The sequence below is a fragment of the Kitasatospora sp. NPDC032121 genome, assembly GCF_055580145.1.
This window is the reverse complement of the sequence record NZ_JBVILX010000010.1, coordinates 222,075-234,135: the sequence shown is the minus strand read 5'-3', so window position 1 is coordinate 234,135 and position 12,061 is coordinate 222,075. Positions and strand designations below refer to the sequence as shown.

12 protein-coding genes are annotated in these 12,061 nt (G+C 73.3%); 11 read left to right on the top strand and 1 reads right to left on the bottom strand.

The window, feature by feature from the left end:
- Window positions 1–189: 189 nt before the first annotated feature.
- From ACZ5OX_RS24710 to ACZ5OX_RS24685, 6 genes are all read left to right on the top strand, one after another.
- Window positions 190–1,287 carry an ABC transporter substrate-binding protein gene (locus ACZ5OX_RS24710; RefSeq protein WP_465633011.1) on the top strand — a complete coding sequence of 366 codons (1,098 nt, stop codon included), beginning with the start codon at window positions 190–192 and terminating at the stop codon, window positions 1,285–1,287.
- 79 nt (window positions 1,288–1,366) lie between these two features.
- The gene (locus ACZ5OX_RS24705) at window positions 1,367–2,395 is read left to right on the top strand and encodes an ABC transporter substrate-binding protein (protein WP_465633009.1); all 1,029 of its coding nucleotides are present in this window, start codon (window positions 1,367–1,369) and stop codon (window positions 2,393–2,395) included.
- The gene (locus ACZ5OX_RS24700) at window positions 2,392–3,258 is read left to right on the top strand and encodes an ABC transporter permease (protein WP_465633007.1); all 867 of its coding nucleotides are present in this window, start codon (window positions 2,392–2,394) and stop codon (window positions 3,256–3,258) included. The genes ACZ5OX_RS24705 and ACZ5OX_RS24700 overlap by 4 nt, the downstream gene beginning before the upstream one ends.
- The gene (locus tag ACZ5OX_RS24695; RefSeq protein WP_465633005.1) at window positions 3,255–4,037 is read left to right on the top strand and encodes an ABC transporter ATP-binding protein; all 783 of its coding nucleotides are present in this window, start codon (window positions 3,255–3,257) and stop codon (window positions 4,035–4,037) included. The genes ACZ5OX_RS24700 and ACZ5OX_RS24695 overlap by 4 nt, the downstream gene beginning before the upstream one ends.
- 136 nt (window positions 4,038–4,173) lie before the next feature.
- Window positions 4,174–5,079 carry an ABC transporter substrate-binding protein gene (locus ACZ5OX_RS24690; RefSeq protein WP_465633003.1) on the top strand — a complete coding sequence of 302 codons (906 nt, stop codon included), beginning with the start codon at window positions 4,174–4,176 and terminating at the stop codon, window positions 5,077–5,079.
- Window positions 5,080–5,082: 3 nt separating this feature from the next.
- Window positions 5,083–6,171: an LLM class flavin-dependent oxidoreductase gene (locus ACZ5OX_RS24685; protein ID WP_465633001.1), complete on the top strand. Its 1,089-nt coding sequence runs from the start codon at window positions 5,083–5,085 to the stop codon at window positions 6,169–6,171.
- A 141-nt stretch (window positions 6,172–6,312) separates the two neighbouring features.
- Here the strand turns inward: ACZ5OX_RS24685 and ACZ5OX_RS24680 are convergent, their stop codons facing one another.
- A complete protein-coding gene (locus ACZ5OX_RS24680; protein WP_465632999.1) occupies window positions 6,313–7,305 on the bottom strand; it encodes an aldo/keto reductase in 993 nt (330 codons plus the stop codon).
- 450 nt (window positions 7,306–7,755) lie between these two features.
- On the opposite strand from ACZ5OX_RS24680, the gene ACZ5OX_RS24675 reads away from it, so the two are divergent.
- The 5 genes from ACZ5OX_RS24675 to ACZ5OX_RS24655 all read left to right on the top strand — a co-directional run bounded on the left by ACZ5OX_RS24675 (window position 7,756) and on the right by ACZ5OX_RS24655 (window position 12,033).
- Window positions 7,756–8,775, top strand: a complete 1,020-nt coding sequence (locus ACZ5OX_RS24675; RefSeq protein WP_465632997.1) for an LLM class flavin-dependent oxidoreductase — start codon at window positions 7,756–7,758, stop codon at window positions 8,773–8,775.
- Between the two features lie 345 nt (window positions 8,776–9,120).
- On the top strand, window positions 9,121–9,687 hold the full coding sequence (locus ACZ5OX_RS24670; protein ID WP_465632995.1) for a TetR/AcrR family transcriptional regulator: 567 nt from the start codon (window positions 9,121–9,123) through the stop codon (window positions 9,685–9,687).
- Window positions 9,688–9,773: 86 nt separating this feature from the next.
- Entirely contained in the window at window positions 9,774–10,430 is a 657-nt protein-coding gene (locus tag ACZ5OX_RS24665) for a DUF4865 family protein (RefSeq protein ID WP_465632993.1), read from the top strand.
- 17 nt (window positions 10,431–10,447) lie between these two features.
- On the top strand, window positions 10,448–11,083 hold the full coding sequence (locus ACZ5OX_RS24660) for a carboxymuconolactone decarboxylase family protein (RefSeq protein ID WP_465632991.1): 636 nt from the start codon (window positions 10,448–10,450) through the stop codon (window positions 11,081–11,083).
- Entirely contained in the window at window positions 11,080–12,033 is a 954-nt protein-coding gene (locus ACZ5OX_RS24655) for a phosphotriesterase family protein (RefSeq protein ID WP_465632990.1), read from the top strand. The genes ACZ5OX_RS24660 and ACZ5OX_RS24655 overlap by 4 nt, the downstream gene beginning before the upstream one ends.
- Window positions 12,034–12,061 lie beyond the last annotated feature (28 nt).

The window sequence follows — 12,061 nt, the reverse complement described above, 5'->3', positions numbered from 1 at the left end:
AAGCGCCGTGACGTCCCACCGGTGTCTCCCCTTCCGCGCGTGTTGTCGCTGACCGACCCCTCCGCGCCCAGCCCGTCCTGCATCGTGGCGTACAACTCCCTTGCGCACCAAGCCTCCTGGGGCATCGTGCGGTGATCGATCCCGACCTCCTCCGGCCGTCGCCGGAGCCCCCGTAGAGGACCAACTCCGTTGTCCAGTCGCATCCAGAACCCCTCCGCGCTTCCCGACACGCTCTGGTTCACCCGCTGCCCGGTGCCCACCGCGACCGGGATCGCCGCCGACCAGGGCCGGCTCGCCCGCGAGTTCGCCGCCGACGGCATCGCCGTCCGCTCGCTGCAGGACGCTCCGCCCGAGGTGGCCGCTGACCACCACTACACCCACGCGCTGACCGGCCTGTTCCGGGAGGGCGGCAACGTCCCCGCGCTGTGGGCCCGTTCGCGCGGCGAGGCGACCAGGCTGATCGGCCTCACCTGGATCGAGGAGCGCCAGGTGGTGCTGGTCCGGGCCGGCAGCGGCGTCACCGGGCCGGAGCAGCTGCGTGGGTTGCGGCTGGCGGTCCCACATCATGACATCGGCATCGACTTCTGGCGGGCCATGGCGCTGGCCGGCTTCCGCGGCGCCCTCGGGCTCGCGGGCCTCACCCTGGCGGACGCCGAACCGGTGGACGTCCCCGGGATCCCCGGCAGCGGGCAGTGGTCCGCCGAACTGGCCGCGCTGCGGGACGGCACGGTGGACGCCGTGTACGTGAAGGGGGCGCTCGCCGTCGAGGCGGCCCGCCGGATCGGTGCGGAGGTGGCCGTGGAACTGGACGCGGCACCCGACCGCCGGAGCCGGGTCAACAACGGCACGCCCCGGCCGATCACCGTCCACCAGCGGCTGCTGGACGAGCATCCCGAACTGGTCGCCCGTTTCCTCGCGGTGCTGCTGGAGTCCGCCGACTGGGCGGCGGAGCACCCGGAGGAGGTGGGTCGGATCCTGCGGGTCGAGACCGGCGCGGGGGCGGAGGGCGTCGTCGGAGCCTATGCGCCGGGCAGCCACCGGACCCTGCACCTGGACCTGTCGGGGGAGCGGCTGGACCTGCTGGCGCTGCAGGAACGATTCCTCAGGGAGCAGGGCTTCCTTGCCGCACCGGTGGACGTGCAGGCGTGGGTCGATCCGGAGCCGCTCCGCGCGGCCCGCGAGCTGCTGCGGGTGCGGCGTTCGGCCGGGGGCGCGGGTGGGGGCGCGGGCGGGGGCGCCGGGGCGGGTGTCGGTGCCGGTGCCGTTCAGATCACAGACTTCAGCTGACAGCGTTCAGCTAACAGATTTCGAAAGTTGTCAGCTGTCATCTGTCCGCTGCCATCTGTCACTCACCTGGAGAATCCCCGTGAAGACCCCCGGTCTCGCCCGCGCCGCCATCGCGCTGCTCGCCTCCACCGCCCTGGCCGCCTGCGGCTCGTCCACCGACGGGGCCAAGGCCTCCGCCGGGGGCGGGACCGACGGCAGGGCTGACGTCGTGCTCCGCCTGCCCGACCCCGGCAACAACGGCTTCCTCGCCCGAGGCAAGAAGGACGGCTCGCTGGATCAGGCCCTGGCTGCCGTCCACGCCAAGGTCGCCTGGACCGGCAGCGCCGGCCCCTTCGCCCCCGCCGCCCAGGCCCTCTCCGCCGACCAACTGGACGTCGCCCAGGGCTCGATCACCTCGGCCGTCGCCGCACTCGCCCAGAAGCCGGGCTTCAAGCTGTTCGCCCAGACCGCGCCCGACGGCGTCGGCGAGGGCATCCTGGTGAAGAACGACTCACCCGTCAAGACCGTCCAGGACCTGGTCGGCAGGAAGGTCGCCGTCTCCCAGGGCGGCACCAGCGAATACCTGCTCCTCAAGGCGCTCGCGAAGAACGGCGTCCCGGCCGACAAGGTGGAACGGGTCTACCTGCGCGCCGACCAGACCTCCGGCGTCTTCAACTCCGGCCAGGTGGACGCCTGGGCGACCTGGAACACCTTCTCGACACCCGCCATCGCCAACACCGGAGCACACTTCCTGGTCAACGGCCAGGAGGTCGGCTCCGACAACTACGCCGTCTGGGCGGTGCGCAACGGCTTCGCCGACAAGCACCCCGAGGTGGTGAAGGCCTTCTACGGATACCTGCGCGAGAACGGCGAGAAGGAGAGGGCCGACCCGGCCGGCTACCTCAACGTGTTCACCGACGCCGGCCCGACCGCCGTCACCCCCGCGGAGAAGGACGTCGCCGTGAACGTCAGCCGGCAGGGCACCCCCGCCGACGCCATCTCCGACGCCGACACCGCCCGCTTCGCCACCGTCGCCCGGTTCTTCGCCGACCAGAAGGTCACCAAGCAACTGGTGGACGTCAAGCCGTACCTGATCGACGTCAACAAGCTCGGGGACGTAGCCAAGTGACCACCACAACCGAGGAGTTCCCACCGGCGGACACCCGGGCGGCGCTGGCCGCCGGCCTGGTCGCCCCACAGAGCCGGCGCCTGCGCCCCCGCCCCCGCGCGCTCGCCGTGACCCTGCGCACCATCGGTCCGCTCGCCCTGCTCGGTGGCTGGGCGCTCGCCTCCGCCACCGGCGCGCTGACCCAGGACGTGCTCGCCTCACCCGCCCAGGTCGCCCAGGCCATCGGGGAGTTGTGGGGAAACGGCCAGCTGACCGACGCCCTGTCCGTCTCCCTCACCCGCGCCGGGCTGGGCCTCTTCTTCGGCGCGACCACCGGACTGGTGCTCGGTGTGGTCACCGGATTCACCCGCCTCGGCGAGGAGTTGCTCGACTCCGCGATCCAGATCCTGCGCACCGTCCCGTTCCTGGCCCTCGTCCCGCTGTTCATGGTGTGGTTCGGCATCACCGAGACCGCGAAGGTGGCCCTGATCGCGGTCGCCACCAGCTTCCCGATGTACGTGTCCGCCTCGGGCGGAGTCCGCAGCACCGACCGCAAGCTGGTCGAGGCGATGCGCAGCTTCGGCCTCGGCCGCTGGGCGATCGTGCGCACGGTCGTGCTGCCCGGCGCGCTGCCCTCGCTGCTGTCCGGACTGCGCCTGTCGATGACGCTCAGCGTGATCGCCCTGATCGCCGCCGAGGAGATCAACTCCACCGAAGGCATCGGATACCTGATGGCCCAGGCGCAGAACTACTCGCGCACCGACGTCCTCGCCGTCTGCATCCTGATCTACGGGCTGCTCGGCCTCGCCGCCGACGGCATCGTCCGAGTCCTGGAACGCGTGCTCATGCCGTGGCGCCAGGCCGTCCAGGGAGCGGCCCGATGACCACCGACCCGACCGGCACCGCCACGCTCGCCCCCTCTACCACGCCCGCGCCCGCGCCCGCGCCCGCCTCCGGGCCCGAGGAGGCCGTCCCGGCCGTCCACCTGCGAGGTCTGCGCCGGGTGTTCGGCACCAGGGCGGTCCTCGACCGGATCGACCTCTCCATCGTCCGCGGCGAGTTCGTCGCCCTGCTGGGCGCCAGCGGCACCGGCAAGACCACGCTGCTGCGCATCCTCGGGGCGCTCGACCGGGCCGACGGGGGAACCGTGCTCGTCCCCCCGGTGCGCACGGTGGTGTTCCAGGAGCCTCGACTGGTGCCGTCCAAACGGGTGCTCGCCAACGTCACGGTCGGTCTGCCGCGCGGCGCCGCGACCCGGGAGACCGGGCTCAAGGCGCTCGCCGAGGTCGGTCTGGAGCGGCACGCCGAGGCCTGGCCCGCCACCCTCTCGGGCGGTGAGGCGCAGCGCGTCGCACTCGCCAGGGCGCTCGTCCGGGAACCGCGACTCCTGCTCCTCGACGAACCGTTCGCCGCCCTCGACGCGCTCACCCGGCTGCGCATGCAGGACCTCGTCGGTGACCTGGTGCGCCGCCACCGCCCGGCCGTGCTGCTGGTCACCCACGACGTGGACGAGGCCGTACGGCTCGCCGACCGGGTCGTGGTGCTGCGCGACGGCCGGCTCGCCCGGGACGAAGCCGTCACCGTCGAGCGCCCGCGCGACCCGGCCGACCCAGCCTTCGCGGACCTCCGGCGCCGGCTGCTCGCGGACCTCGGCGTCCATTGACGCCCACCGAAGCCCACCGACATCCACCGACGCCCACCGGCGTCCACTGACGTCCGTGTACCACCGAACTCCGCCGCGATTCCGCAGCATTCTCCGACATCCGACAAACCAAGCCCGCCCCACCGGAGTTGACCTGATGACCGTCACCCTCGGCGTCCACGCCAGCAACCCCTCGCTCTACTACCTCGCCCGACTCCCTTACCTGGACGAGGAACTGGCGCCGCTCGGCGAGACCGGCGCCTTCCACCACTACACGGACGGCACCCGCACCGGAACGCTGCTCGCCGAGGGCGTCATCGACTTCGGCGGCACCGGCTCCACCCCGCCGATCACCGCCCAGGCGGCCGGCCACGACCTGGTCTACGCGGCGGTCTCCGCACCCCGCCCGGACCACGGCGCCCTGCTGGTGCTGGACTCCGGCCCGGTGCGGACGGTCGCCGACCTCAAGGGCGCCACCGTCGTCCTCGCCGTGGGCTCCTGGCAGACCCACCTGCTCGCCAAGGCCCTGCACGCGCAGGGACTTTCGTACGGCGACGACGTCACCCCGGTGAGCCCGGGAGCCGGCGAGAACCAGGCCCGGCGGCTGCGCGACGGCGAGATCGCCGGCTGGATCGCCCAGGGCGCGGAACTCGCCGCCGCCCGCCGCACCGGCGAGTTCCGCGAACTGGTCCGCACCGCCGACGTCATCACCGACCGCTCGGTGTTCTTCACCCGCCGGGACTTCGCGACCGGGCGCCCCGAGGTCGTCGCCGCGATCGCGACCGCACTGCGCAGGGCGGACGACTGGGCGGCCGCCCACCCGACCGAGGCCGCCGCGATCGCCGCCGAGGAACTGGGCGGCACGGCCGCCGACTGGCAGGCCGCGCTGGTCGCACTGCCCTGGCGACTGGAGCCCGCCACCGCCGCGTTCATCGCCGAACAGCAGGAGGCCGCGGACATCTTCCACGGCGCGGGCTTCGTCGACCGGGCGCTGACCGTCACCGACGCCCACCTCCCCGCGCTGGAGGCCCCGATGGCCGCCGCGCTCGCGAAGGCGGTCTGAGCCGTGGCCTCCGAAGTCCTCTGGTACATCATCCCGCGCGAGGGGCACTACCCCTGGGAACCGGCCGGGCGCCGCCCGGTCGACCTCCGCTACCTCCAACAACTCGCGGGCAGCGTCGAGCGATTGGGCTACACCGGCGCGCTGCTCGCGACCGACCTGTACGACGTCTGGACCCTCGGCAGCGCACTCGCCGCCGCCACCACCCCGGCCTTCAAACCGCTGCTGGCCGTCCACCCCGGTCTGGTCTCGCCCACCCTGCTGGCCAAGATGGCGCTCAGCTTCGACCACCTGCACGGCGGGCGGCTGCGCTTCAACGTGGTGAACGGTTCGACCACGCAGCTGCGCGAGTACGGGCTGAACGTCGGGCACGACGACCGGTACCGGCTCAGCGGAGAGTACTGGTCGATCGTCAAGCGTCTCACCGCAGGCGAAGTGTTCGACCACAAGGGAGAGTTCTACGAACTGAAGGACGCGGGCGCGAGCCTGCGCGAGCTGGCCCCGGTGCAGCCCGGCGGCATCCCGCTCTGGTTCGGCGGCAGTTCGGCGGCCGGCATCGAGATGGCCGCCCGGCACGTGGACGTCTACCTGACCTGGGGCGAGCCGCCGCACCTGCTCAAGGAGAAGTTGGACCTGGTCCGCGAGCGCGCCGCCGCCCACGGCCGGAGCCTGCGGATCGGGCTGCGGCTGCACCTGATCGTCCGCGACACCGAGGACCAGGCCTGGGCGGCCGCCGACCGGCTGCTGGACGTCACCAGCGAGGCCACGTACGCGCGTCAGCTGGGCGGGGCGAAGGGGGAGGACGGAGTCGGCTGGCAGCGGCAGTTCCGCCAGCACGGCGGCAAGGTGCCGGCGCGGGCCCGGGAGCTGGAGGCCTACCCCAACCTCTGGCCGGGGATGAGCCTGTTCCGCCCGGGCCCCGGCACGGCCGTGGTCGGATCGACGGCCCAGGTGATCGAGCGCCTGCAGGAGTTCGAGGCGCTGGGCGTCGACACCTTCATCCTCTCGGGCAATCCGCTGCTGCAGGAGGCTCACCGGGTTGCAGAAACGGTTCTGCCCGCCCTGGGCATCAAGCGGCCGGCGCCAAACGGTTGATGCCCGACGGCTGACAGGTGACAAGTGACGGATAACGGATAACAGATGACAGCTGACAGATTTCGAAATCTGTCAGCTGTCATCTGTCGATCGTCAGCCGTCACCTGCCAGCCGTCACCCGACGGCAGGCGCTGCGCCCTCTCAGCGACTCAGCCGGTCGATCTCCGCCAGCTCCTCCGCCGTCAGCGGCCCGCCGGCCAGCGCGTCGAGGTTCTGGTCCAGTTGGGCCACGCTGCTCGCGCCGATGATCACCGAGACCACCCGCGGGTCCCGCAGCACCCAGCACAGCGCCAGCTGCGCCAGCGTCTGCCCGCGCCGCTCGGCGACCTCGGCCAGCGCCCGCAGCTGCTCCAGCTTCTGCCCGGTCAGCGCCTCCTCGGTGAGGAACTTCCCGACCGACATCCGCGAGCCCGCCGGCACCTCCCCGGACAGATAGCGGTCGGTCAGCAGCCCCTGCGCCAGCGGCGAGTAGGCGATCAGGCTGGTCCCGGTGTCGCCCACCGCGTCCAGCACGCCGGCGTCCTCCACGTACCGGTTGAGGATCGAGTACGCGGACTGGTTCAGGAGCGCCGGTGTCCCCAGCTCGCGCAGGATCGCCGCCGCCTCCCGATGCTGCTCCGCCGGGTAGTTGGAGATCGCGGCGTACAGCGCCTTGCCGGATCGCACCGCGCTGTCGAGTGCCCCCATCGTCTCCTCGATCGGGGTGTCCGGGTCGTACCGGTGCGAGTAGAAGACGTCCACGTAGTCCAGCCCCATCCGGTCCAGCGACTGGTCGAGGCTGGCCAGCAGGTACTTGCGGCTGCCGCCGTTGCCGTACGGGCCGGGCCACATGTCCCAGCCGGCCTTGGTGGCGATGAACAGCTCGTCCCGGTACGGCCGGAAGTCCTGGGCGAACAGGTAGCCGAAGTTGCGCTCGGCGCTGCCGTACGGCGGGCCGTAGTTGTTCGCCAGGTCGAAGTGGGTGACACCCCGGTCGAAGGCCCGGCGCAGCACCGCCCGCTGCACCTCCAGCGGCTGGGCGTCACCGAAGTTGTGCCAGAGCCCGAGCGAGACGGCGGGCAGCTGGACACCGCTGCGGCCGGCCTTCCGGTAGGTCATCGAGTCATAGCGGTCATCGGCGGCGAGGTAGCTCATGCCGGACATCTTGCCAGCCGACCGCGGCGGAGCGGGCCCTTGCCCCCGTTCCCGGCCGGTGCCTATGCTCGCCGCGGATCGTGTGCGCGCGAGGCGAGAGGGAGGCGAGATGGCAGTCCGGACCGTGACCGCCGCCGCAGCCCGCCGCTGTTGTCGCCGCCACCGCGGCACCGACCGCTGACGCCCCCACGCCCTGCCGCCCCGAGCGGCCCGCCGCCCGCCCCGTCAGCCACGCCGTCGATGCGGCCGTGAGACCGCGGCGCCGGAGCACGCACCGGCTTCCCGGCCTCCGCACGGCTCACCCCGGCCCCCGGCCCCGGCTCCGCCCAGCACGTCCCCGGGCGGACCCGTCCCCGACCCGCCCCCCGGACCGGCCCGACCCGAGCCGAGCCCGACCCGAGCCCGACCGAGCCCGACCGAGTCCGACCCGAGCGCCCAAGGAGACCCGTCGTGCGGTTCACCGTCTCGTCCCTCGTCGCCAACGCCCCCGACCCGGTCACCGGCGTCCGACGCACCCCACAACAGAAGCTGCGCAACGTCGTCGACCAGGCGGTCCTCGCCGAGCAACTCGGCTACGACGGCTACGGGGTGGGGGAGCGACACGGCGAGCCGTTCCTCTCCCCGGCGCCGCCCCTGTTGCTCAGCGTGATCGCCGCCCGCACCTCCACCATCCGGCTGTTCACCGCGGTGACGGTGCTCAGCGTCCTCGACCCGGTCCGGGTGGCCGAGGACTACGCGATGCTCGACCAACTCTCCGGAGGCCGCCTTGAGTTGATTGTCGGCAAGGGCAACGACCCGCGGCACTTCGGGCTGTTCGGGCTCCCCGAGGAGCGTCAGTGGGAGGCGCTCGCCGAGAACTACGGCCTGCTGCACAGGCTCTGGCGTGAGGAGAGCGTGACCTGGGAGGGTTCGACCCGTCCGCCGCTCACGGACGCCACCGTCTGGCCGCGCCCGCTCCAGGACCCGATCCCGGTGTGGCACGGCAGCGCGACCAGCACGCGGTCCACCGACCTCGCGGCCCGGCACGGCGACCCGCTCTTCTCCGCCAACTCCTTCCACCCGCTGGAGAAGTACCGGGCGCTGGTCGAGCACTACCGCGAGCGCTGGGAGCACTACGGGCACGACCCGGCGCGGGCCAGGGTGGGCGCGGGCTTCGGCGGACTGTACGTCGCCAAGCGCTCGCAGGACGCCGTCGAGGGCTTCCGCCCGTACTGGAACGCGCTGTTCGACTCGGCCGCCGGTCGGCACAACAACTCGCCGTTCACGTCGCTCGAGGACGCCCTGGAGCGCGGTTCGGCGCTCGTCGGCAGCCCGCAGCAGGTGATCGAGAAGATCCACCGCTACCACGAGGCGTTCGGCAACGAGGTGGTCGGCATCGGGGTGGATGCGCTCACCGAGGAGGCTCAGCGCGAGCAACTGGAGCTGTTCGCAAGCGAGGTGGCGCCCGAGGTCCGCCGCGCGCTGTCCTAGCCGCGCGGCTCCGGCGCCCGCCCGCGCATTGCGCCGTGCACCCCCTACGCGGCGTGATGCCGACCACCGTCCGTGACGTGACGCGCGCCACCACGCGCGCCGGAATGCCGTTCGGCGGTGCGGGGGATGACGAACGGTCGAGGGGCCGTGGCCGCCGGGGGGCGGCGCACGGCCCTCGATCGTCCCGCCCGCGGCGGAGGGTCCCGCGGCCGGGCCTACGGCGGGCGCTGCGACGGGTCCGAAGATGCCCCGAGGAGACGCCGGGGAGACGCCGGGGAGATCCGCCGAGAGTCCGGGCGGGGTCCGCACTGGCGCCTGTACCTACTGGTATGTACAGTGCTCGGCATGAGCACCCAGGACCGCCTCATCGAGAGCACCCAGGACCTCCTCTGGGAGCGCGGCTACGTCGGCACCAGCCCCAAGGCCATCCAGCAGCGCTCCGGGGTCGGCCAGGGCAGCATGTACCACCACTTCGCCGGCAAACCCGACCTCGCCGCCGCCGCCCTGCGCCGCAGCGCCGAGCAGATGCGAGGCGTCGCCGAGGCCGATCTCGCCGCCCCCGGTACCGCCCACGACCGGATCGCCGCCTACCTGCAGCGCGACCGCGACGTCCTGCGCGGCTGCCGGATCGGCCGGATGGCCCAGGATCCGGACGTGGTCGCGGACCCACACCTGCGCGCGCCGGTCGAGGAGACCTTCGACTGGTTGCGCGGCCGGATCGCCGGACTGATCGCCGAAGGCCAGGCGGCCGGCGAGTTCGCCCCCGCCCTCGACCCGGCCGACACCGCCGCCGCCGTGGTCGCCGTCGTCCAGGGCGGCTACGTCCTGGCCCGCGCCGCTGACAGCGCCGAGCCCTTCGACCGGGCCGTCCGTGGCGCCCTCGGCCTGCTCGCCGCACACCGCACGGCCTGACGCCCCGAGCCCGTCCGTCGGTCAACCTGCCCGCCGGACAAGCAGCCCGTTGGAGAACCTGCCCGTCGACCCCGAGGAGCCATGCCGTGCATGCCATGCAGTACGAGATCACCCTCCCCGCCGACTACGACATGGGCGTCATCCGCCGGCGGGTCGCCGACAAGGGCCACCTGCTCGACGCCCATCCGGGCCTCGGCCTCAAGGCCTACCTGGTCCGCGAGCGCGGCCGGCACGGCTCACCCGTCAACCAGTACGCCCCGTTCTACCTCTGGCGCACCGCCGAGGGCATGAACGGCTTCCTCTGGGGGCCGGGCTTCCGCGGTCTGAGTGCGGACTTCGGCCGCCCCGCCGTCCGGCACTGGCTCGGTGCGGGCCTGGTGCACGGCGCGTCGTCAGTGCCTGTGGCGTCGGCAGCGTCGGCAGCGTCGGCGGGACCGGTAGGACTGGAAGGACCGGTACGAGCGGCCGAGACGGCCGGGCCGCCGACCACCGCCACCCGCGAGACCGTACGACTGCCGGAATCCGCCGACCCGGCCGAGGCCGTCGAACGGGCCATCGCCGAGCTGCCCGCGCACCCGGCCCTGCACACCGCCGCAGTGGCCGTCGACCCGAGCCGCTGGGAACTGCTGAGCTTCGCCCTGTGGCACGGCCCGGCGCCCGAGGACGTGCCCGGCATCCGGTACCAGGTGCTGCACCTGTCCCGCCCCGAACTCGACCGGCTGCCGGCCGGCCGCCACTGGTGAAAGGACCCACCGCCCCGATGTCCCCCGCGACTGCTCCCACCGGCCCAGGCCACACCGATCTCACCAACCGCACCAGCTGCACCGATCTCACCAACCTCACCGGGGCCCCGCTCGACCGCACGGCCGGCCGGGCCCTGCTCACCGACCTCGCCGGCCCGGGCGCCGCCGCCACCCTCGGTGGCCTGGACGCCCTCGCCCCCGGCTTCCCCGACTGGATCGTCACCGCCCTCTTCGGCGGCATCTACCAGCGCCCCGGCCTCGCCCTGCGCGACCGCCAGATCGCCAACCTGGCCGCCCTCACCGCCCTCGGCGGCGTCGAGCCGCAGCTCGCCGACCACGTCCGCTACAGCCGGCGGATCGGCCTGACGGAAGTGGAGATCACCGAAGTCATGGTGGGCCTCGCCCCGTACGTCGGTCTCCCCAAGGCGCTGGCCGGTCTGCGCGTCGCCGCCGCCACCTTCGCGGAGAGCCCCGCCGCGACCGCCGCCGCCTCCGACGACGAGACCGCCGCCACGGAGACCACTACGGAGACCGCCGCCACGGAGACCACTACGGAGACCGCCGCCACGGAGACCACTACGGAGACCGCCGCCACGGAGACCACCACGGAGACCGCCACCACGGAAGCCGCCACCGCCGAGGCCGAGGCATGAGCCGTACCGTCCGTACGGTCCTCGGCGACCTGGACCCCGCCGCCCTCGGGGTCACCGACTCCCACGACCACCTCTTCATCCGCAGCCCGCTGCTCCCCGGCCAGGAGCTGGACGACCCGGACGCGGCCGAGGACGTCCTGCGCGCCTACGCCGCCGCCGGTGGCCGCGCCTTCGTCCAGTGGACCCCGCTCGGCCTGGGCCGGGGCGCGGACTCCCTCGCCGCGCTCTCCCGTACGACCGGTGTGCACGTCGTCGCCGCCACCGGCGCGCACCAGGCGGTTCACTACGCGCCGGGCTTCTTTCCCGAGTCCGACGAGGCGCAGACGGAGGCGGCGGAGCGCCCCGGCTCGTACGCCGACCTCGCGGAACGTTTCGTCGCCGAACTCACCACCGGTCTGCCCGGCGCGCCCGAGGGGGTCCGGGCCGGGGTGATCAAGGTCGCGGGCGATCCGGGACCGGCCAGCCGGCACACCCGGTGGACGCTGGCCGCGGCCGCCGAAGCCCACCACGCCACCGGCGCTCCGATCGCCGTCCACCTCGAAGCCGACGGCGCGCCGCACTGGATCCTGGACCAGCTGCACGGTCGGCACGGCGTCCGGCCCGACCGGATCATCCTCGGCCACCTCACCCGGCTGCCCGACCGCGCGCTGCACCGTGCCCTGGCCGCCGAGGGCGTCCACCTCGCCCTCGACTGCCCCTCCCGGGCGGGCCATCCCGGCGACCACGACGCCTTCGAAGTGATCGCCGACCTGGTCGAGGCGGGGCACGCCCACCGGTTGCTCCTCGGCGCCGACACCACCACCCGGACCGCCCGCGCGGCCGGCGGTCCGGTCCGCCTGCTCACCGAGCTCGCCCCGCGCCTCGCCCGCAGCCACGGCCCGGAACTGCTCGAACTGCTCCTCACCACCAACCCGGCGGCCGCCTTCGCCGCCGACTGGCGCACGCCGTGAGGCATCCGGGCCGCCGCGGCGGAACCGG